Source organism: Mycoplasma sp. 2575, from assembly GCF_053851635.1.
In genome coordinates this window covers 33,058-57,523 of sequence record NZ_JBSQBB010000004.1, presented here as the reverse complement: position 1 = coordinate 57,523, position 24,466 = coordinate 33,058, and the positions used below count along the sequence as shown (strand labels likewise).

At 27.8% G+C, this 24,466-nt stretch carries 12 protein-coding genes; 11 read left to right on the top strand and 1 reads right to left on the bottom strand.

Annotated features, from left to right (window positions below; translation table 4 throughout):
* Nucleotides 1–66: 66 nt before the first annotated feature.
* The 5 genes from mgtA to ACWXVU_RS01185 all read left to right on the top strand — a co-directional run bounded on the left by mgtA (nt 67) and on the right by ACWXVU_RS01185 (nt 14,051).
* On the top strand, nt 67–2,859 hold the full coding sequence (gene mgtA / locus ACWXVU_RS01205) for a magnesium-translocating P-type ATPase (RefSeq protein WP_456011992.1): 2,793 nt from the start codon (nt 67–69) through the stop codon (nt 2,857–2,859).
* 124 nt (nt 2,860–2,983) lie between these two features.
* Complete coding sequence (locus tag ACWXVU_RS01200) at nt 2,984–3,955, top strand: ribose-phosphate diphosphokinase (protein WP_438340349.1); 972 nt, start codon at nt 2,984–2,986, stop codon at nt 3,953–3,955.
* Nucleotides 3,942–4,646, top strand: a complete 705-nt coding sequence (rsmG, locus tag ACWXVU_RS01195) for a 16S rRNA (guanine(527)-N(7))-methyltransferase RsmG (RefSeq protein ID WP_455994937.1) — start codon at nt 3,942–3,944, stop codon at nt 4,644–4,646. The genes ACWXVU_RS01200 and rsmG overlap by 14 nt, the downstream gene beginning before the upstream one ends.
* Before the next feature lie 124 nt (nt 4,647–4,770).
* Nucleotides 4,771–13,137 (top strand): ABC transporter permease, encoded by an 8,367-nt coding sequence (locus tag ACWXVU_RS01190; RefSeq protein WP_456011991.1) that lies wholly within the window; start codon nt 4,771–4,773, stop codon nt 13,135–13,137.
* On the top strand, nt 13,137–14,051 hold the full coding sequence (locus tag ACWXVU_RS01185) for an ABC transporter ATP-binding protein (protein ID WP_444704803.1): 915 nt from the start codon (nt 13,137–13,139) through the stop codon (nt 14,049–14,051). Before ACWXVU_RS01190 ends, ACWXVU_RS01185 begins: the two co-directional genes overlap by 1 nt.
* 375 nt (nt 14,052–14,426) lie before the next feature.
* Here the strand turns inward: ACWXVU_RS01185 and ACWXVU_RS01180 are convergent, their stop codons facing one another.
* Entirely contained in the window at nt 14,427–15,188 is a 762-nt protein-coding gene (locus tag ACWXVU_RS01180) for a hypothetical protein (protein ID WP_456011990.1), read from the bottom strand.
* Nucleotides 15,189–15,397: 209 nt separating this feature from the next.
* Between ACWXVU_RS01180 and ACWXVU_RS01175 the strand changes: the two genes are divergently transcribed.
* The 6 genes from ACWXVU_RS01175 (at nt 15,398) to ACWXVU_RS01150 (ending at nt 24,457) form a co-directional block, all read left to right on the top strand.
* On the top strand, nt 15,398–17,551 hold the full coding sequence (locus tag ACWXVU_RS01175) for a HinT-interacting membrane complex protein P80 (protein WP_456011989.1): 2,154 nt from the start codon (nt 15,398–15,400) through the stop codon (nt 17,549–17,551).
* A 26-nt stretch (nt 17,552–17,577) separates the two neighbouring features.
* Nucleotides 17,578–19,308, top strand: coding sequence for a HinT-interacting membrane complex lipoprotein P60 (locus ACWXVU_RS01170; RefSeq protein ID WP_456011988.1), 1,731 nt, complete (start codon nt 17,578–17,580; stop codon nt 19,306–19,308).
* Between the two features lie 12 nt (nt 19,309–19,320).
* Nucleotides 19,321–19,644 carry a histidine triad protein HinT gene (gene hinT / locus ACWXVU_RS01165; RefSeq protein ID WP_438340342.1) on the top strand — a complete coding sequence of 108 codons (324 nt, stop codon included), beginning with the start codon at nt 19,321–19,323 and terminating at the stop codon, nt 19,642–19,644.
* Nucleotides 19,645–19,673: 29 nt separating this feature from the next.
* The gene (gene lysS, locus ACWXVU_RS01160) at nt 19,674–21,140 is read left to right on the top strand and encodes a lysine--tRNA ligase (protein ID WP_438340341.1); all 1,467 of its coding nucleotides are present in this window, start codon (nt 19,674–19,676) and stop codon (nt 21,138–21,140) included.
* Nucleotides 21,141–21,229: 89 nt separating this feature from the next.
* Nucleotides 21,230–22,084, top strand: a complete 855-nt coding sequence (gene whiA / locus ACWXVU_RS01155; protein WP_456011987.1) for a DNA-binding protein WhiA — start codon at nt 21,230–21,232, stop codon at nt 22,082–22,084.
* A 249-nt stretch (nt 22,085–22,333) separates the two neighbouring features.
* On the top strand, nt 22,334–24,457 hold the full coding sequence (locus ACWXVU_RS01150; protein WP_456011986.1) for a P68 family surface lipoprotein: 2,124 nt from the start codon (nt 22,334–22,336) through the stop codon (nt 24,455–24,457).
* The last annotated feature ends 9 nt before the right edge of the window (nt 24,458–24,466 follow it).

The window sequence follows — 24,466 nt, the reverse complement described above, 5'->3', positions numbered from 1 at the left end:
ACATTTTGTTAATTATGTAGAATTACTGCTTCCTTAAACATATTTTAAATATAAAGGAGGTGAATAATGAAGAAAGCAAAGGTTAATAATATTGAAAGTCAAAATATTAAATTATCTAAGCAAGATTTAGCAAAAAATAATCCGATAAATAAGCGACTAGTTGAAGCATCTATTAGTGATGTAGAACTTTTATTTGAAAAATATAAATCTTCTAAAAATGGTATCAAGATTGAAAAACAAGTTGAGCAAAACCGCGATGAATATGGTGTAAATAAAATTTCCAAAAAAGGGGCTGACACTGCTGGAAAAAGATTAATCCGCTCTTTCTTTAATTTGTTTAATATTATTCTTTTTATACTTACAATTATTACTGCTGTAGTCGATATTATATTGCCAATAAGCAGTGGTAAGTATAATGAAGTTAATTATATAACTGTCATTATTATTCTGGTAATAGTTTTTGCCAGCAGTATTATTCACTTTATTCAAGAACAAAAATCTGCTTCTAGTGCCAATAAACTTATTGAAATTATTGAGACAACTTGTTTGGTTGAGCGTGATGAGGTTCTAAAGGAAATACCGATGGACGAAATAGTTGTTGGTGATATTGTCCATTTAGCAGCTGGTGATATTATTCCTGGTGATGTTAGAATTATTGCGGCAAAAGACTTATTTGTTTCGCAATCCTCGTTATCTGGCGAAAGCGATGCAATTGAAAAATATAGTATTATTGATGCACAAACTAATTATGATAATCTGACAGATAGACCCAATCTTGCTTTTATGGGTTCAAACATTATTTCTGGTTCAGCAAAAGCATTGGTGCTAGTAGTCGGAAATGATACTGTCATTGGTAAGGTGGCTTCAAAATTAAATGAAAAACAAGTCCCTACTAACTTTGAAAAGGGTATTAAAAAAATTTCTGTAATGTTAACCTGCATCATTGCTTTTGTTATTCCTATCATTTTTTTAATTGTTGGATTAACCCATCAAAAGATTGAAGGAAACAATGCATGATTTAATGCTTTATTATTTGGTATATCTATTGCTATCGGATTAATCCCTGAAATGTTGCCAATGATTGTAACTGCTTGTTTATCAAAAGGTTCAATCGCAATGGGGAAGGCAAAAACTATTGTTAAAAATATTAACTCTATCCAAAATTTTGGTGCTATGGATATTTTATGTACTGATAAGACTGGAACAATAACTCAAGATGAAATTATTCTTGAAAGGCACCTTGATGTTAATGGGAAAGAGGATTATCATGTTTTAAAGTATGCTTTTTTAAATTCTTATTATCAAACGGGATTAAAAAACCTACTAGATAAATCGATTATTAATCGTACCCTTGATTTAGCTGATGAACAAAAATCATTAGATAATCTTGAACTGCATTATTTGAAAATTGATGAGGTTCCTTTCGATTTCAATAGAAAGCGTATGTCAGTGCTTGTAAAGTCTCTTAAAAATAATAAGGTTACATTGATTACTAAAGGAGCTGTTGAAGAAATTATTAATGTATGTAGCACAATTTATTTAGATGGAAAAGTAATTCCTCTTGATAAAAAGGTAATCCGTAAAGTTTTGAATAAGGTTGAGGAATTTAGTGAAGAAGGAATGAGAGTTGTTGCTGTCGCTTCCAAAAAGTCTAATATTGATGCTGTCGGAAAGCTGAGTGTAAACGATGAAAAAGATATGACTTTAATAGGCTATCTAACATTTTTAGACCCACCGAAAGATTCTGCTGAAGATGCTATTAAGAAGTTACATAATTTGGGCGTAGAAGTAAAAATACTAACTGGTGATAATCCACTGGTTACAAAGGCAGTTTGTTCAAAAGTCGGCATTCCTTATGAAAAAATATTGCTAGGAAAAGATATTACTAAACTTAGTGATGTCGAGCTAGCAATCGAAGTCGAAAAGACACAAATTTTTGCTAAACTTAGCCCCGATCAAAAAGCTAGAATAATTACCATTTTGCGTAATAATGGTCACGTTGTTGGCTACATGGGTGATGGTATTAATGATGCACCAGCAATGAAGGTTGCTGACGTATCAATATCTGTAGATACAGCAGTTGATATTGCAAAAGAGTCAGCTAATATCATTCTTCTTGAAAAAGATTTAAATGTTTTGGCTACAGGGATAGTTGAGGGAAGAAAAACTCATGCCAATATTAATAAATATATAAAAATGACTGTGTCCTCAAACTTTGGAAACATTTTTAGCGTAGTTATAGCCTCAATTATGCTTCCATTTATTCCTTTAGCACCTGTGCAAATTATTTTTTTAAATTTAATTTATGATTTTTGTTGTGGAACAATTCCCTGAGATAATGTAGATAAAGAATTTATTCAATCTCCGCGGCAATGGGGACATAAGTCTATTTGGCGATTTATGCTATGATTTGGCCCTGCTAGTTCAATTGTTGATGTTATGTCGTTTTGTTTATTATTTTTTGTTATCATTCCACAAGCAATTAAACAAACAACATTTACCAAAATTAGTGATTATAGTAATTTATCTCTTGAACAACAAAAAGAATTTAGATTGATGTTTTGAGCTGGGTGATTAGTTATCTCAATGTGAACACAAACTTTCGTTATTCATCTATTAAGAACTGATAAAGTGCCACTAATTAAATCTAACGCTTCTACTCCGGTGATTGTTTCAACCTTGACCGGAGTTGCGCTGGTAACTGCTCTTCCTTATATTCCAAAGCTAAATACTTCCTTGCAACTAGCACCGCTACCCTCGATATTTTATGCTTGGCTTGCACTATTGCTTTCGACCTATACATTTCTTGTAATAATAACCAAAATTATTTATCGTAAGATCTATAAGCATTTCTTATAATTAATAAGTCAACTTGGCTTATTTTTTTAATTTTGTAATAATCTAAGAAAAAGTTAAATATTAACACATTAATATATTAAAATTAATATTAAAAATTAGGGAAGGAAAATTTAAGCTAAAAAAAATGAAAAAATTAGATGAAAATGTAATTATTTTTGGGATGGACAATTCTGAAAAACTAGCTAATGAAATTGCTAAATATTTAGACACTGATGTTAAAAAGGTTAATAAAGTTGTTTTTGCTGACGGCGAGAATTTAGTTTATCCCGACGAAACTGTTCGAAATAAAACTGTTTTTGTTATCAACAATACAGGAAAACCAGTCAATGATAATTTGATGAGTCTTTTGATATTTATTGATGCACTGAAGCGTGCTAGCGCAAAAAGAATTATTTGTGTTACTACTTATTATGGTTATGCAAGACAAGATAGAAAAACAAGCGGCAGACATCCAATTTCAGCCAAACTTGTTGCTGATTTATTAGAAACTGCTGGTGCTGATAAAATTATTGTTGTTGATTTGCACAATGCATCAATTCAAGGCTTTTTTAATATTCCTGTTGATGATCTAAGAGGTCAATTTATTTTTGCTAAGGAATTAAGAAAAAGAAAAGATAAATTTGTTATTGTCTCTCCTGATCATGGCGGCGCAGTTAGAGCACGTCAATTATCAGAATGCCTAAATTCCGATGAACCAATTGCAATTATTGATAAAAGAAGAACTGGCCCAAATGTATCCGAAATTATGGGCGTTTTAGGTAATGTTAATGGTAAGAATGTAATCATCTACGATGATATTATTGATACTGGTGGAACTATTATACATGCCGCAGAAACACTAAAGGCACAAGGCGCTAACAAAGTTATTATCGCTGCAACACACGGGTTATTTTCAAGAGGTTTTGAAATGTTTGAAAGCAATCCTATCATTGATGAAGTTATAATAACTAATTCAGTAGATCACTCACATTTATCACATTTTAAGAAGCTAAAAGAATTATCAATGGCCGAATTTCTTGGTTTAGTTATTGAGGCTAATACTAATAGCACATCAATAAGTGAAATTTATAAAGAATATAGTAATGGAAGAATTTAGAAGAATTATAACTCAATATCTTTGCATTGAAGATGAAGACATAATTGCTAAACTTTATTTATATTATCAGTTAATTGAAGAAGAAAATAAGAAGTATAATTTAACTGGTTTTTACGGTGAAAAATTAATTAAAGAGGGCATTATAGAATCAATTCTTATTTTTAAAAATATAAATAAAAATATTGCAAATCTATGTAATAAGGAGGTTCTTGACATTGGTTCAGGAGCAGGTTTTCCTATTATCCCTTATTTAATATATAGTCAAAATTTTAATCTTACAATTTATGAGCCGATGCAAAAAAGGGTAAATTTTTTATGGCTTGTAGTCAAAAAATGTAATTTAAAAAATGTAAGGATTCTTAAAATAAGATCAGAAGAATCATTAGAAAAGGAAAGATTTGATTTTATAAGCGCAAGAGCAGTTTCAGAATTAAAGAATCTTGTTGAAATATCTCATCATGTTGGAAAAATAGGCTCAATTTTTTGTTTTTTAAAATCAACTAATTTTCAAAAGGAAATTGATAATTCTAGAAATATTAAGAATATATTAAAAATTAAATTTAATACTTTATGTTTAAATAAATTTTTTACTATCGATAATGTCTTGGTTTATTATGAAAAAAAAATTCCTACCCCTAATTTTATCCCAAGAAAATGGTCGATAATTATTAAAGAAAATTCCAAAAAATAAATTTAACTTTTCTGCTCATTATGTACATGAGCAGAATTTTTTGTTGCATATTTAAAAAAATTTATTAAATAATAATTTAATAAACTATATAATTAACATTACAAAGTTTGGGAAGGGGCGAGAGATGAAGAGATTATTTAAAGAAGTTTTTAGGTCACTTGCTAAAAACAAAGTTACATTAATTTGTTTAACAATCTTAATTTTCTTAACAACATTTTTATTTACTTTGTTAAATGATGTTAAGACTTCATATTCACGAACAATAAATGCATATGATAAGGTTTCTAAATTGCATGATTTAACTGTTGATTTAGATATTAATCCTTCAGGAGTCATCCCTAGCCATGGATATAATCAAATTGATAAGGATAATCATAGTGTTATTACTTCGCCAATAAAATTCGAATCATCTAAAAATGGTTCGGATGTTTCTTATACGATTAATTTGCCGGGAAGCGAGCACAATTTTATTAACATAAAAGATACTATCGAAAATTGAAACACCAATCCTAAATATTATTTGAAGACTGAAGACTTTTTAAAATTATATTATGAACAACTTTCAGGTCAAGTTTCAAGTGTCAGATTCGAGATTAATAAAGAAAACCCTAATCCAAAAAAGATTAGAGAATTTACTTTTTCAGGTGAAAATAGAAAATTTAAAGTTTATCAAAAAGAGGGAAATAAATATTCTTTGGTAACTAAAGTAAACAGAGTTAATACCGATGACTTAATAAGATTTAAAACAAAAGTAAAATTAGGTGATATTTTAACTATATCATATGGTCCCCAAGGACCTTTTAATCAACAAACAATTAAAGATAGCGTTGTAGAATCTTCGCCTCTTTATATCAATACCGTAACTAAACAAGCATCATTTTTGACCCAAGATTATGATGAATGAAAAGCAGAAGGCGTTTTATATGTTATTGAATCTAATAAAGTCCTTGAATTAATGGGATTTGAAAAAAAATCAAATGATCAAAAGTGATATTTTAATGAAGAAAAAGCTAAAAATGCAAAAATTAAAATCGCTGGCAACCAAAAAACAACACAATGAAATATTATTAATGATGATATCCTTGTTGATGATTTTAAACTCGGGACATTTGCAAATGTAAATAAAATAGTTTCTAATTCTCCTCTATATATCGAACTAGCTTCTAATAATACTTATAAAATTCCGGAAGGATGAATAAGAAGAGCTGAGCGAATGGTTTCATATAATTGATATCGTTACATTTTAAATTGAAATGAAAGCAATCAAGAAGATAAGTCCAATTGAAAAGGATCGTACTTTAAATTTATTGAGCAATTTAGCAAAAATCAACCTAAAGAATATGAGCAGCATTTATATTTCTCTTATTGAGATAAGACCATAACCACTACCTATAGTATTGGAAATAAATATAAACAAACCTTTGTGCAAACGGTTCCAATTGATAAAAATGATATTGATGTTACCTTTAAACAGCCGTGAAGTGGAGGGAAAGAAAATACACGAATTCCTAAAAATAAACAAAACCTTGATGCCTTTAATTTATGAAATATTAAGCAAGTAGAATTTAATAAATTAGGATCGCAGCCATTAAGTGATGAAGAATTTCAAGATGTATCAAATGTTGGCAAGCTTAATGTAGCTCAAAATTTTATTCGTAATAATGCTTTAAGTTTTGCTCGTTCTTCAATACTAGAAGATATTAAAAAAACTGTTGGTAAAGATAATTTAGGTATTAGAAAAACCATCACTGTTGAAACAGTTAATGAAGGCAACGCAAAAAAGAATGTATTTCATTTTGTTAATATTGGTGATAAGGATAAAAAAATACTAGGATTTGAAAATAATGTCGGTAAGTTATATAATGAAAGTCTTAATCCATCTATTTTGCATTCAAGTATTTCAAATGAAAATGTTGATAAATTCTTATTAAAGCCAGATAAAAATAGCAATCTTATAACTAAAATTCCTGCTGTTTATACTAGGTCGTTAGTTGAAACTATTTTTCGTAATTTTACGCCAAATAATGAATATTTTAATGCGGATATAAGATTTGAAAAGTACTATGATTTTCTTGAAAATACAAAAATCCCAACACTAGTTGATGGAAAAATATTGGTTTTAACTACTGCTACGCCAGAAATAAAGCGCCCCGGAGGATCTACTGTCGTTGGGGCAATTGCAATGCCTAGACCAAATAAATATATATTTTTAGTTCAAAGCAATATTGATGGTTTTACAGACGATATCGTGTGAAATAAGGTTTTAGTTAATGACAAGGAATATTTAAGCTTGGATGAAGTTTATAATTACCTTGTTCAACAAGATTATACTGTTCGTGGTGAAATAGGTGCAAACGGTTGAGCCGTTGTTAATCCTCAATTTAGAAACGCAATAAGTTTACCAATATCATTCGGATCAATTTCACCAGATTTAACTCTTGAAATTACACAAAAAAATACAATTAAAACCTTAGTTGATAGATTGCGTTCAGTTCTTTTAGATGCAGATTTTGGAAAATTATTTGATCGCCGTGATGTATATCGTATTTTCAAAGCTGTCACCGATTCTGTCGAAAGCAATGGGTTACATACATTGCTTGCCATCGGAAAAACTAACCGTTTTATTTTAGAAAAAACAATTTTAGATATTATTAAATTTTTAGTTAAACCTCTGCCGCAAGATAATAACCAAAATCTTGAATACATAAATATAAATGCAAATGCTTTCATTCATAATTTCTTTGCAAAGATATTTTTATATTTTAAAAAACAATATTTACTATCGGCTAAAACTAATGAGGAAAGGGAAAACTATCTTGTTTCACAAATAAATAATCTAAGCGGAATTTTAAATTTTTCTAATTTATACATTATTCCACAACTCAAGATTTCATTAAAAGATCTATTTGTTTATATAAGAGATAAAGAAAAAATTTTCGATATTTTAACCGAAATATTTTCATCAATTGATTTTGTTAAATTTTCAGCAATAATAAACGATTGATATGATCGCCATCCATATAAACCGTTTACTGCGGTAAATGATACATATTGAACAATGTCTCATGAACGGATGATTATTTCTTTATTAAGTTCATTGAATGAAGAAAAATTCAAAAAATCCATTAAGAACCTTTTTAATTTAGTAGATTTTAGCAAAATACTTGATCCAGAGCAAAAAAGCAGCTACTACCAAAAATGAGTTCAAGCATACAAAAATATAAATCAAGACTTAGATAAAAATACGAAGGATGAGGCTAAAAAATTCTTCAAAGCCTTAGACGCTAATAAAGATGGCTCATATAAGAATATTAACGAAGGACTATTTAGTATTTTTTCAAATATAAATATTGAACAATTCACTAATTCACTTAATAAATTAATTAAGATTAATAAATATCCAATTACAGCTAATAATAAAATTTATAACGATTACAATACTGAATATCTAAATCAATCTGATTATTTGGCAGCATTTATGTCCTCTCTAAATCTTGTTGGCGAAAATGAAATTTCAGCAAGCAAAATTATTCAAATTCAAAATGCGATTATTAAAATTTTTAACTTTTCAAACAAAACAGAAAGTTTGGTTAAAGAATTAAATATTTCTATTCCAACCAAAGAAGAAGGAAAAATTTCATTACTAGATTTGGCTATTTTACCTAAATTAGCATTGCCAAATAATTTGTCTAGCAATTTTTCTATTCCTTCATCATATAATGTTCCTATTAATGAATTTGATTTAGTTGATATCAAAAAGATTATTGCGAAGGTAAAACAAGCAATAAATTCTAAAACTTTATTAAAATTAACTAAATCTGAGTTTGATTTTGTTAAACAGCAAGCACTTGTTAATGATATTGAGCTAAATAATCTATCAAAATTACTTGCTAAACTTGAAAAATATTTTAATTTTGTATCTCTTTTAAAACTCAAATCTCTTAAACCAAGGGATAATAAGTTCGACTTTATATTAGAAGATAAAAACCAAAAGCCCGAATCATATGCTGATTTAGCCTATTTATCAGCAATTATTGATTCAAATGCTAAAGATAAAAAATCACAAATAGAAATTCTCAAAACCTTGCATAATTTTCTTGCTAAATATCTAGGTTCATCATTTCTTGCAAATGGTGAGGAATCAATTATTAAAAATATGTTTGTTTTATATAGCATATGAATTAAGATGGCTTATTTTTTGAATAGAATTGAGCGTATTGAGGATAAAATATCTATTGATCAAAATACTGGACAAAAGATTATTGAAAAGCAATATGCTAAAAAACTTTCTTATGCACAAATTAAACTTGTTCTAAATGAAATCTATAAACTAGCGCTAAATCCTGAATTTGTTAAGGCAATGCAAAACTTTGATAAAGTTATTAATCCAATTCCTAGTTTGGGAATATTGGGAAGCGATAATAAGTATCAAGCAACACTTTTAAAAATTCCTTATGCTCATGCACATACTAATTTAGCAAATCGTGAACTTATTTCTTTATTGAAAAAATCGCACGGTATTAATTTATTTAAATCTAATTTAATTAATGCTAGAATTGACACCAAAACTATTGATAAAATAATTGACCTTTTAATTAAGAATTCAAATGAACTTACTTATAACTTTGGTTACATTGCAACAGCCTCGCAAATTCCAACTTATTACAATAATTCATTAAAAATGTTTCTTGATTCATTCCTTGAAACTAATGACAAAACTCCTATAAAACCGTTAATTAAAGATGATTATGAACTAGATTTGGCATTCAAAAAGGTTATTGAAAATTCAAGACTTAATAATCATTTATCATTATTAAATATTCCTAATAATCTATTAAATCCTTTGACACTACTAAGCTTTCCTCAAATTCCTTTATATTATATTTTAAGTCCAAATCCAAACGAAGGCAATATTGCTTATATTGTTAAAAAAGTTTTAAATAATCTTAAGTCTTCGAATGTTAAGGATATATTTTATCAAATTGAAGCAATTACACAAAATTTTGAAAATTCTGCTTATTATGTTGAATCAAAAAACGATACTTCTATTGATTTAGACCTATCTAGATTTAATTATATTTTTAATCAAAAATTAAGAAATAGTAATGGTAAGGGACTTGATTTATTTGGTATTAACATTACCTCATCTTTAGAAAAATCAGTATATAAAATCATAGAACCTATTAAAATATCAAATTTAATTTCTTATTCAGATTCAGGCTCATATGTTGCTAAAGTTAATTATGGTTATGCATCTAAAAACGGTAAAGAAGTCTATAAAGGTGATATAAGCAAATATCTATCGAACCCTTATGCTATGCAATTATTTATTTCTTCATTAGATGAAAAGTACAAGGTTAAAGTTAATACGCAGGAGTATTTAATCATTGGTATTGATTCAACTGTTGATTATTTATATCCTGTTATTAATGAAGAAAATATTCAAGTAGATACTAATACCCAAGCAATTATTTATGTTAATTCAAAGGGTTTTGACCGTATAAATTCAGCATATCCAACTTTTGCTGTTAAGACTTATGCATTAGTTAAAGCACCTGTTGATGAGAATGGAAAATATTTGCATAATAAATCGCCGAAGGAATTGCAGGAGCAATTTAATAATGATATTAATCTTATTAATCCTAATTCATTTAACAAAAAGGTTTATTTAAAAGATGAATTAGACAATATAAATCCTGAAAGAAAGATAAGAATTGTAACCATTAGAACTATTGTTAATTCAATCAAAAATGCCACATTCTATTTAATTTCTGTTTTAACTATTTTAGTTGCATTCATCATATACTTTATTATGAAGAGATATATTGAAGCGAGAAATAAAGTTGTTGGAATATTGCGTGCTCAGGGTTATAAAACCTCAAAAATAGCATTTGCATTTTGTGCTTTTGGTTGAATCCCTGCTTTTGTTGGTGGTTTACTTGGTTATATTGTTGGTTTTGCCTTACAGGGAACAGCAATGAATGTTTTGTCTTCATACTGGACACTTGAAAATAATATAATTCCTATTCACACCTCCGCCATCCTTGGTACAATAATTGCACCGTTGTTATTTGTTAGTTTCTTAATTTTTATAATAACAGCAATTTCTGTTAGAAAAAAACCTATTGAGTTAATGAGTGGTCTTGTTGAGGTTAGGGTTGGAAATTTTGCTCAAAGAATTTCAGCAATGTTTAGAAAACTGCCAGTTAAAGCAAGATTTATCGCCTCTATGGCACTAAATAATTTCTGAAAAATGTTCTCTCTATTCTTAGCATTTTCAACCACATCGTTGATTTCTATGTTCTTTTTATCGTCAAACAACATTTTTAATAAGGCTATAACAAAAACATATAAAGATAGACTCTATAAATTTAAGCTTGATCTTGAAAGCCCGACAACTGAAGGTGGGCCTTATGTTACTTATAATAAATCTGATATAAATTCATTATTATATGTTCCTAATGATTTAGCTGGATCATCTTCATCAAATGGTAGTCAACTTGATTATGCCAACCCGAATTTCTTAAGACCAGGCAGTTCATTTAATACCGATGTCCCACATATTCCGTATGCACCAACAGTGTTGACTAAATCATCACTTGATATCTTGATTGATTTATCGGTTGAATTAAGCCCTTGAGATATTACTTATGCTAGTTTGCCTGAAACGCAAAGAGCTAGAGTCGCGCAAATATTTAAGCGTGTATCAAAAGAAATGCAAGCTACCCAATATTTAATTGATATTTCTAAGTTAAAAACTGGTAAGGATTATTTAAATGTTGAAGATAGTGACATATCAAATATTATTGCCGTTACTGATTTGGAAAAATTTCAAAAAGATCTTGCCAATAATAAGCCAGAAGATATAAAAAATCGTACGAGCTTCTTTTATTTCACTTCGTCGTCTTTATATCAAAACAATCAATCCAACGGAAGAATTAGCGAACAATTTAAATTTATTGAATGAGATCCCATTAATGAAACATACTTTAAACCAAAATCTGTTTCAACATCGAGATATAGACAGGAATATCGTAATTTCTTGGTTAATGCCTACCGTCGTATTGAAGGTCTTGATTTCTTTGTATCATTTGGCGGTATTTATTGAAATGATGTAACTAATGAAAAATATACTTATGCTAAAACACTATATAATAATAAAGAAATAAAGATTTATGGATATTATGGTGATAGTAGATTCATTTCAATGCACAATGCTAATAATGAAGATTTACAACAAAAATTAGCTAACTATCAATATAATGAAAATACTACAATCCCATTGATTGTTAATACTGTTGCCCAAAAAAGATACAATCTTTCTATTGGTTCGAAAATTGAATTTGATTTATTAAACCATGTTGATCGCTTTAGTTATCGTGCGTTAAATCAAAAGCCACCAAGAACTAAATATACCTTTGAAGTTATTGATATATCCGAAACATACATTAATAGTGAATTTATTACAAGAAAGGACATCTTAGACAAAATTTTGGGTTATGACACATTGACTACTCGTTTGCAAAACGCACGTAAACAAGAACTAGAAAATGCTATATTCTTAAACCCACAAAATAAACAAAAAATTACTAGAGACTTTAGACGAAAATATGAAGCATTTAATGGTATTTTATCTAGTGATACAACACCAGTCCAAACAATCGATACCTTAACTACTTATTCATCAACCGGTTTTTGAGGTGCGACTTCTTCATTTGAAGTTGAGGGTGCAAGCGATCAAACTGTTTGAGAATTCTTTAAACGCATATTTATATCTAATAAAGATCTAAATTATATATCCGTTTATGAACACAATATTGATTCCTATAATGAAGCACACCCTGGAGCTAAATTAAGATATAAAGACGTATTATTTAGACTTCTTAATATAAATGAATCTCAATATGAAAAGATTGTAAAACAAGCTAATTCAAATGAAGAATTTAAAGGTTTAGCACGCAGTATTCTTACGAAATTTTATGGAATACAACCCGATACTATTTATGGTAAAAATATTATGTATGGCGCCTCATTTAACGTTAATAGTAAAGATATTGAGGCGGGCTTTATAGCTGATATTTCTGAAACTGTAAATGTTATTCTAATAGCCTTTATTGTTATGTCGCTATTGATTTCCATTATAATATTAATTGTTATTACTAATATTATGATTGCCTCAAATCAAAGAGCAATAGCTACGTTTTCAGTTTTAGGTTATACTAATCGCGAAAAGATTTCACTATTCTTTGCTAACTTTGTTCCGACTATAATATTTGCTTGTTTATTAATGATACCTGCAACATTACTATTGATTTCGGTATTTAATGCATTTATGATGGCTACATCTCAAATTGTCTTGCCACTTGTTTTACACTATTCAACAATTATTATCTCAGCAGCAATTTGCTTAACAGTGTTTATTCTGACCTCGATGGCTACTTGAAAGAGTTTAAATAAAATTAAGGCCATTGACACCTTGAAAGGAAAATAATGTGAAGAAGAAATAAAAAAGTTGAATCTAAAAATGAAGATTTAAATGTTTCCATGAATAATAAAAAAGAGACATCAATAGCTTCGAATGCTGATGGGATATCAGGACATCCATTAGATAGTGCAACGCTAAAAAAATATAAATTAGCAAATAATAAACCTCGAAAAAAAGATGGATTAGAAAAGGAAAAGAATAGCGATGGCAATATTGTTGAAGTCTTTGATGTTAAGAAAACTTATTTATCAGGAAACGTTGCAACCGATGTTCTAAAAGGTGTATCTTTAACCATAAAAAAGGGCGAAATTGCAATATTGTATGGTAAATCAGGGTCAGGAAAATCGACGCTTTTAAATATAATAAGTGCACTAGATAGACCAACTAGTGGTAAGGTTATTGTTAATAATATAAATTTGCCTTATCTAAATGAATCCAGACAAACGCTATTTAGACGTGATAATATTTCATTTATTTTTCAAAACTATAATTTATTGCAAAATCTAAATAGCTATGATAATGTTGAGACCGGCGCTTATTTACAAAAGGACAAGTCAAAACATTTGGATATTAAGAAATTATTTAAGGATTTCGACCTTGAAGAATGTATGTTTAAATACCCTTCACAAATGTCGGGCGGTCAACAACAACGTGTTTCTATCCTAAGAGCAATAGCTAAAAATTCTGATATTCTTGTTGCTGATGAGCCAACCGGTGCTCTTGATGAAAAAACGGGATGAATTGTTTTAAAAATTCTTCAAGAAATCAACCGCGATTATGGAACTACGATAATTATTGTTTCACATGATGCTGATGTTGCACAAATTGCGGATAAAGTTATTTATCTTGAATTAGGACATATTAAGGATATAAAACATCAAGAACGAAAATGATTAATAAAAAAGGAAAAAGAAAATTAAAATGATTATAACTATATTATTTATTATATTTGGATTAATACTATCAACTGCTATTATTACTCTATCAGCATTTTTGCTATCAAAGAAAATTAAAAAATCTTACATAGTATCCTCATATTGCATGTTATCATCCTGCTTACCAATATGGATTGCTTTATTTATCTCTGCATTCACATTGACGAAAATAGTATTACTTGTATTCATATGTATTACGCTAATATTAATAATTGTTTCAGCAATTGTATTTGGTATTGCTAGAATAAAAGTTGCTACTCAAACCAAAAAAAGAAGAATAGCTGAAAAAAGAGCGTAATTAGTTGAAGAAAAAAAGCCAGTAATAAACTGGTTTTTTATTTTAATTTAAGAAAATCTTAATTATTTATCATCGTTGTTAGAAACACTTTTTATAATGTCGATACATGAGCCAAAGTGATATGGAACTGCAATTTCTTTAATGTTTTTTCAATCACTTCCAAAGATGTTTCTTAAATAATTTTGATATTCATTTATAACATGAAGTTTTAGTCCATCTTTTTCAAAAATACGAATGTTATAGTTAGTATTTGTTAATCATTTTGTTAGAAAAAAATGATTAATTATTGGTGATGTTATAACAAAACCTTCATACATATCATCGTTTAGATCATTTACTAAATCCTTATAGTTTATCGATTTTTTTAAAGCCTTTAGGAATTTAGAAATAATAATTTTGTTTTTAATTTTAGGAATATTTGAATAATTCATAGTGGCATAATATTGTATAAAGCTTTTACTTTTATTAGTATATTTATACATCTTTTTTATTTTTTTAATCGTTGTGGGAATGATTAAATTAATATCAACAAAAGGGCAATCATTGTATATATTTTTACTATCTTCAACAAATTTATTTTGTAACGAATAATAGTCAGAGTGTTTGACCGAATCAATTACCTTGTGAGGATATAATTGTCTTAGTTTTTCATATGATTCAAAAGTCATCATTACTTCATAATGATCAGTTTCATTTCAATATTCCAGGTTATTAACCACTGCTAAAAGACTATTAAAATCAAGACTATATCAGAGCTCATGCTTACTACAAATATTAATAAATTCTTTCAAGATGTCAAGTTTATGGTTAAAAATTTTAGTCATATTTTAAAATTATAATTTAAATTTATTTTTACCTTAATTTATTTAATTTGCTAATTCTCTACTAAATATTGCTTAAGCTGCCTGTGTTAACTTGGTTTTGTTGTTAGTAAAATATATGTAAAAAGTGGTAAAATTTTGTTATCTTATTTAATTAATTAAATATGAATATTTTTATTTGTACATTACTATATTCAGAATGAAAGGCAAATATGTCAGAAAAATTTAAAAAACAAATAACCACTGAACAAAAAGCTAAGAGAAAAAAGGTCATTTGAGGAACTTTTTGAGCAACCGCCATTTCAGCTGTTTTAGCAGCTGGTATTTCTATTCCACTTGTTCAAGCTTCGAAGGCCCTACCTGCTCCAACTCCGATATTGGATGAAAAAAGCTCAATTATTAAAATCATTCAACCAGATGGTTCTATTAAAACTTTAACATATGGCGAGCTAGACAAAAATCCTACTCTAACAAATAAAAACAAAAATATTTTTGATTCTATTGAAAAAAACATTGCCAAATATCTTTATGAGAAAGAGTATGAGGCTTCTTTATGATATCAAGCAGTTTATAATGCCGACAAAGCAAAAACAGATGAAAAATCTTTTGCCCTAGATTCGATTGATAAAATTAAAGAAAAAGTGCAAAAAGAAATTGATGATTTAAAAAGACAGTATCAAAAGCAATATGGCCTTGAACAAAAATGAGAAGAAAAATTCTTAGAAGAGATTTCGAAGCCATCATGAGGATCATCAAAAAATGAGAAACAAGCTTTGGAATACCGAGTTAATTTAGAAATCAACAAAAATGCTTATCGTAGATATAAAACCGAAGTTAATACTGATTGAACATACAATGAATTAAAAAATGGTATCCTAGCCAATAAAGATGTTTTTTATGAATACAATGGCAAAAAAGTTGAAATAGCTAAAAAAGGCCAAAAAATATTTTTGCCTTTTGCTCATGAAAACAAAAATTATGTATTGCCAGCAGAGGATTCAATTGAGTCACAAACAAATTCACAAGCTTCAATCAAAATTCCGATGTTTGTTACAACATCATTTGTTAAGGAATTTAGAAATCCTGAAAGATTTATCAAGCCTTGAATCGACAGAAAACAAGCCATTTTATCAGAATTTTCATTATCTGCTCATCAAGATACAACTGGTGCTGAAAAACCATGAGTTGTAACAAAGGCCGAAATAATTAATCTTCTTAAGTTTTCAGCATATCCGGAAGATAATACTCACAATAAATTAAAACTTGCAATTGATGCATTAAATGATTTTAGAGGATTTAGCACATTAATAAAAAATGATAACATTACTTCAGATGATGAAAGACATGCAAAAAATGACCAGACATTAATTGAATATTTATCAGCCGATAAGGCAAATGCTTCAAAATTTGGATCAAAGGGTTTTGTTAATTTAAAACAAGCAATTTCTTCAAGTGAACCATCTTCATACTTTGGACTACTATCAATTTTACTAGGTGACGCACAAATTGATAAAGGTATTTATAAATATACTCAAAAGAATAATTTGTTTAAGGATTTAAAGAAAAAGCTAATTGAGGTTTTAAAATCGCTTAGTGGTTATAGTAATCTTGAAACAGATTTTAAGAAAAAACTTGAGAGTGCATTGAATGCAGATCCTGTTTCAAAAGAAAAAAATGCTGATTACGTTGAGGAATATGCTAAGTATAATAACGAAGTTGAGAAAATAATTAATAACCTTGAAGATAAGGAATTTAACAAATTATTTGGTAATGCATTTAAAGATGTATTTGTGAATGGTAATAAGGACAATAAAATTAACGCTATTTACAAGGTCGGGGAAAATTTTGTTTCAGTATCTCCAAAAGGAATATTAATTCAAAATTTACACAAGTTTGATACAGTGGAAGCCGTTCAAAAATTAATTGTTAAAGATTTAGCAATTAAATCAAAAGCAAATTACAAAAATACATTTACTAGTGAATTATTCAATTTAAATACTATTTTTGCCGATATATTAGATACTACATATCAAATTAACGATCTTCTTTCACAAGATACATTCAAAGAATATTTAAAACAACAAAAATTTACTCCTATTGATTCGGATAAAGAAAAAAACTTTGATGATGCAGATATTAAAGGAGCTTTAAACTATATTTCAACACTAGAGCAAACAAATAAGGCAACTATTGTAAATAAAAAATATGGTCAAATAAAAGATTTTATTAAGAAACAAATTAATGATAATCTTGTAGCTGATTTCGAATATGAAACAAGTACAAATAAATTTATAATTAAACCACATGATAATAAAGATATTATTTCTTATTTATTTGACATCATAGTTAAATATGTTTTAGAATAGAAAATTTTTATAAGGAAAGGAAAAAAATGAAAAAACTTTCAAAAGTATTGCTTAGTTTATCACCTCTAATATTTTCTGGTGTTCCATTACTAGTATCATGTGCAAATAATAAATCACAAAATAATGCTGAAACCCCGGGTTATCAATCAGGTTTTTTAAAACAGCAAACATCAAAGAATCAAATGATTTTATCAGTTGTTGATACATATCTTGAAAAATTTTATGTTAATGATTTAAAAAATATTAATCAAAAAGACAAAATTGCTTTTGCGATTGAAAATAAAAATAATCAGCTTCATAAAGATTTATATGACTTATTTAAATATTATGCTTCTGTTTCACTAAATACTGATGCTCAAAAGTTTTGAAATCTAAAACATGATTTTATTCGATTAAATATTGATACTAGCGCCTATAATCCAGCCCCTGAAAATATTCCTAGCGAAGATGAATTTATATTTTTAATGAAGAATTCTAAGTTCTTGCAGGAAAATCTTAGATTAGAGTTAGAAAAAATGCTAGTTTCTAAAATTTATCTATTAAAATCAAGAGATGAGTTTAAAAAACTATCCGTTAATCAAAATGGCCTAGATAAATATCAAGTAAGTCTTGAAGAGGAAATAAAGAAAGATTCAACTACATTGTTAAAAAAAGATATTTATGATGCCCTTGATTTTTCAAGTAATAATCTTTATCTAATTAAGTATCTTCTTGAAAACCCCCTTATCCAAAGATGATCATTTACTGATACAAAAGATATGAATTTAAGAATTGGTAAGGCAAATATTTCAACCTTTAACGATTTTAACAATCTAGCATCATATAATCCTAAAAAAACTCAACAGTATGATTACAATCCGGTTGCCAAATATCCTGAATATATTTTAAAAACTGGTGCTTCAGAAGGATTTGAACTTAAAACATTAAGAGCATTTAACGGAATTGTTGCTAATTCGGAAACAACAGGCGATTTATCAAACTCATTTTACACAGCCAAAAAATTTACTTCACCTGTTTTTGGTTTTGTAGATCCAAAAACTAAAAAAGTATTAGACCAGGACTATTTTAAATTAGCAAAAATTCTTGCTCAAGAAAAGAAGTTACCAAAAATTAAGGCCACAGCATCGCTTAAATCTAAACAAGATAAGGAAGAAAATTTAAAAGTATTTAATGCTAAGGATATTGAATTCGAAGGCCTTACAAGACAAAATGATAATGAAAAAGTATTTACTAAAGAAATAACTTTAGAAAACAAAAAATATACTCTTATGTTTGAATTAAAAGACTCGATAACTTTTAGTGGTCAAATTCTAAGAGCACCAATGAGATTGAGTATTAAGGAACTTGGATCGAGACATTATTACGATTTTAGTGCTGAATTAGAATATAAGGATAAGAAATTTATAGACCAAACTAATGCAAATGATTATAACCTAGATAAGTATCCAACATTTATCGATGTTATTAATGATAAAAAAATTGATGCTTCATATGTAATTAAATTAGTACCATTATATTTATCTAAAAAAGTAAAAAATCTAAAAAATGAAATTGTTGATAAGAAAATTTTTACTTTTGAAAATACCCCATGAAATGATGCAACGCAACAAAGTATTATTGCTAACTATATTGTTGTCTCAAAAGGAAACACTTTGTTTAGAGAGGCTAATAAATACATAATAGACAATCTAGGATTTAAGTTAACAGAGCTAAACCCAATTGTTTTAGAATTATTTAAAGTGGAAGGATTAATTTAAAAAAAGAAAATTATGGAAAAAGATACATTCCAGAGAATTATTGATAGAGAAATACCCGCAACAATTATTTATGAGGACGCTGATGTTATTGCTTTTCTAGATATTGATCCAGTAGAAAAAGGCCATTTCTTGGTTGTACCAAAAGAGTTTTCGCAAAACTTATATGATATCGAAGAGGAAGACTTGGTTAAATTGGTCAAAAAAGCTAGAAAATTAGCTTTATTACAAACAGATAAGCTTAATGCTTCTGGTTTCAAATTAGTTATAAATAATAATGAAGCTGCTGGACAAGCAATTTTTAGAACACATATTCACATCATTCCTTATTACGATTAGGATATTATTTTGAAAGATTATATAAATTTATGGAAAGAAAATATTCAGAACAAGAACAAATAAGAAGAAACAAAATTTCAATCTTAGCGCAAAAAAATATTAGAGCATTTAATTCAACTATTAGACCAACAATTTCATCGCAAGAAATAATGAAATTGTATGAAAGTAAAACAAGAGAAGCAATTGATGCTGAAAATAAATTTGTTGTCTTTAATGGTAGGGTTGTCGCTCAACGTGGTCCTTTTTTAGTATTACAGGACCGCAATGGTAAAATGCAAATTTATATTGATAAAAAAATATTAGATGAATTTTCTCAAGAAGTTTTAAAACAATTAGATCTAGGTGACATTATTAGTGTTGAGGGTTTTATCTCTAAAACCCATACCGAAGCATTAATGATCAAAGCCTCAAAACTTGTTTTATTAACAAAGTCATTAAAGCCATTACCTGATAAATACCATGGTTTAGTTGATGCAGAAGAAAGACGTAGACATCGTTATGTTGATACAATAGTTAATGAAGAATCAAAAAATACTTTTATCTTAAGAACCAAAATTATTAAAGGTGTACGTGAATTTTTTGATAATTTAGATTATCTCGAAGTTGACACTCCTGTATTGCAACCAATATTAGGTGGAGCTGCAGCTAGACCTTTTAAAACATTTTATAATGCTTTAAACCGTGAATTCTATTTAAGAATAGCCACAGAATTGCCATTAAAAAAATGTATTGTTGGTGGTCTGGAAAGAGTTTATGAAATTGGACGTATTTTCCGTAACGAAGGGGTTGATAGTACACACAATCCTGAATTTACCTCAATTGAATTTTATGAAGCATATTCAGATATGTGAGGAATGATGGAAAGAACGGAAGGCGTATTTAAACACTTAACCACAAAGTTAAATATTAAAAATGTTAAATTTAACGGCTATGAAATAGAATTTAAATACCCTTTTGCAAAGATTAATATGGTTGATGCTGTTTCGCAAAAAATAGGAATTAATGTCCGTAATTTAAGTGATGCTCAGGCCCTTGAATTAGCTAAACAACATGGAATCAAGACGCAAAAATATTATAAGTTAGGTCACGTTATTAATGAACTATTTGAGAAATATATCGAAGAAACATTAATACAACCTACATTTGTTTATGGTCATCCCATTGAGATTAGCCCCTTAGCATTTAAAGAATTAGATGATGACCGTTTTACTCAAAGAGCAGAATTATTTATTGGAACCAAAGAATTTGCTAATATGTTTACTGAGCTTTCAGATCCTATTGATCAGCTAGAAAGATTTGAGTCCCAACTTGAGGAAAGAGAAAATGGTAATGAAGAAGCAAACGAAATTGATTGAGATTTTGTTAACGCTTTAGAATATGGTCTTCCGCCAACAGGTGGTTGCGGAATTGGGATCGACCGTTTGGTAATGCTTCTAACTCAAAATGATTCAATTAGAGATATTCTCTTATTTCCACAATTAAAAGAAATAAAATAATTTTAAATAAAATATGTTCCACAATAAAGGACATATTTTATTTATTTAAAAATGTGTTAATATTAATATAATATAACTAAAATAAACTTATGGGAAATAAAACGTTTACTCAAACAATCAAAGAAGAAATTATAAATAGACCATTAAAAAAACAAGATAAATTAAACTTGTTAAGTGGTGTTTTTGCTACGTCAAAAATAGAAGAAAATGCTTTTAAATTAATCATTAATAATAAAATAATATTTGAATTTATTAAGCAGCTTTTAGTAGAACAATCAATTCCTTATTTTTTAGAAAGAAAAAATGAATTTGTTATTAAAATTGTAGATTTTTATAACGGAAAATTAAAATATGAACGTGAATATTTTTCTGGCATCTTTTTAGCATCGGGCTCAGTCTCAAATTTTGAGAGTTCTTCAAATCATCTTGAATTGAAGTTTTATAATTTTGATAATGCTTTACAATGTTTGACTATACTAAATAAATATAATCTTGAATTTAAATTATTAAAAAGAGAAAATAAATTTTTAATTTATTTAAAAAAAATTGAACATATTTGTGATTTTTTGAAAGCCATTGAAACGGTTAATTCATATTATCAACTTGAAGAATATAAAATTGAACGAGATTATTTTAATAATATAAATCGCATTACAAACTTTGATATATATAATCAACAACGAATTGCTAATGCTAATATCCAGTTTTTAGAAAACTATGATTTTGTGCAAAAAAATAACCTAACATTTCTTTTTACTAAGCAGGAATTAGCTTTTTTTAAAATTAAAAAAAATAATCTTGATAGTAGTCTATCTAACCTGGTGGAACTATTGGCTAATAAAAAAATTTATAAGTCAAGATCATCATTAAATCATTCGTTAATAAAATTAAGAACATTTGTGAAGAAATATAGTTCAAAAAATGTTAAACTAGCCAAAACCTAGAAAAAATAATATATTTTAAAATTAATTTGCATAAGTTTCTTAGCAATTTAAACACTATTTTTGGGTTTAAAATCGAATGAATTGATAAAAATCCGTCGCTTTTATTAAATTAATAAAATTTAAAAAGTAGTAAAATTTATATTGTGAATTACACAAATCAAAACTCACATTTCACAACTGAACAATAACGATTAGTTTTCTGATCGTTATTGTTTTTTGTTTTTAAGTAAAAAAATGAAAGGATAAATAATGAAAAGAAGTAATAAAATTTTATTCTCATTAAGTGGTTTATCACTTTTTGCAGTCCCTATGTTTTTGGCATCATGTGGTCCTTCACATTCTAGTGCTAGATATGACCAAGTTTATGATGGCAAATTAAAAATTGCTACTGGTTTTTCTGAAAATAATGTTCAAGGTATTGGATTAAAAACTATTGTTAGTGAATTTAACAAATGATTAAAATCTGGTTCAGCTGAAGAACAAGCTAAAAAGACTGAAAAAGGTTATTTACCTGTTGAAATCGTTTTTACACCAAATGGTTATTCAACAAATGCCTTAGAAACTAAATTAAGTGCAAAAGAAACAAAAGAATTTTGAAATATAATGATTAACTACCCAACTGCTGCATCTATATTGGCAAAGTTGGACATGAATTTGGCTTTACCAAATGATGTTTATGAAAATTTGAATATTGCTGAAGCATTTAAGCATGTTAATGATGAAATTGGTGGTAATCTAGAATCAAAAGAAAAATGAGTAGTGCCATTTTCAAGATCTTCTGAAATGCAATCAGTTAATAAAGTTCTTTTAGGTAAATTATTAAAAGAATTAGAAGATGCTGGTGTAAAAATGGGCGAAGATGCTTCAACCAAAAAAGTTAAAGAATACATTGATTATTACAAAAAAACATCGAAGAGTGATGCTCGATACGTAGACACTGAGTGAGCAAAGAGCAAAGCTACTGATATGGAAGCTGCTAAAAAAAGTATCTTAGAACTAAATTTAACACTTGATGACTCTATTTTTCAAGAATATGATAAGTTAATTAATTTTGCTATTGCTGCCAAAAAATTATATCCAAGTGATTTAAATAAACCTATTTTAGGCATTGACTCATTAGCATCAGTTGTTAATGTTATGAATGTTGCTATTACCAAGGGTAATGTAAGTGAACAATATATTAATCCTTCATCAGGTCATGATCTTACTGGTGGGTATGATTATGAATCGTTTAAACAAAATGGCACATTCCAAAATGAATTATTTAAAAAAATAACAAAAACTATTTTTGATGGTATTAAATCTGGAGCAGTTTGAATTGGCGGTGGTGGAGCTTATGGTTCAAGCTTATTAACTAAACATAATATGGCAATAAGCATTGGTTCAACAGCCGGATACTCACATACATATATAAGTGGTAATACAGAAACAATAAACTATATTAAGGATCAAAAAAATAAAATTGAAAAATTATATGAACTTGTAAATAAAGGCGAAAATGATGGCAATGATGTTGTATTAAAATTCAAATCAGGAACACATATAAATAATATCTATGCAAATAAATTATCACAAGGTACTACTGTTAGCCAATATGATAAACAATTAGTATCTAATGAAGTCGGGACAAAATTAGCTAATGAATTTAAGAAAAATAATAATTATCGCTTGTTAGCCGGAAGCGTTGAAAACAAAAACCTAGTTTTAGCAAGTACACTAAAAATTGCACTTAGTGATGATGAAATAAAGAAAGTAGTTTCATTAGGTACAACATTTGCTAATGATGGAAATTCATATGTATTAGTTGATAAGAGTTTAATTTCACAATTAGTATTTACCGCTGATAAATTATTGAATTTTGAAGATGCTGATTGAATTAGTACTCCATTGGTTAAAGATGCTTCTAAAGATAAAAAATCAGTATTTATTCAAGGGCCTTCACTTGTTTTGATTCATGCTAATGAAAAAGAAGATAAGGCAACCCAATTATTTGTACAATGATTGTTTAAGGAAAAAATAGCATCAATAAGTTTTACAAATAAAGGTAAAGCTATTAAATATGATGATGTTAAGCCAATTGATGCATTTAATTACTTTGGTAGCTATATTTCGCCAACTGCAGATTACATTAATCAAGATGTAAAAAATATTAAACGTTTAAATAGAGCATCAAAAATTGCATTTGAAAACTTCAAAAAAATCCAAACAAACAGCAATGAATATCAACCAGCAGAAGACGTTTATTCAACATCTTCTGATAAACTAAGAGAATCAATTGGTTCCGCTGGTAGAGCTATTGTTAACAAAGTTTTAAATAAAAAACCAGTTAAATTTGAAGATTTTATTAATGAAATTCTTAAATTATTTGCATAATATCAAAAT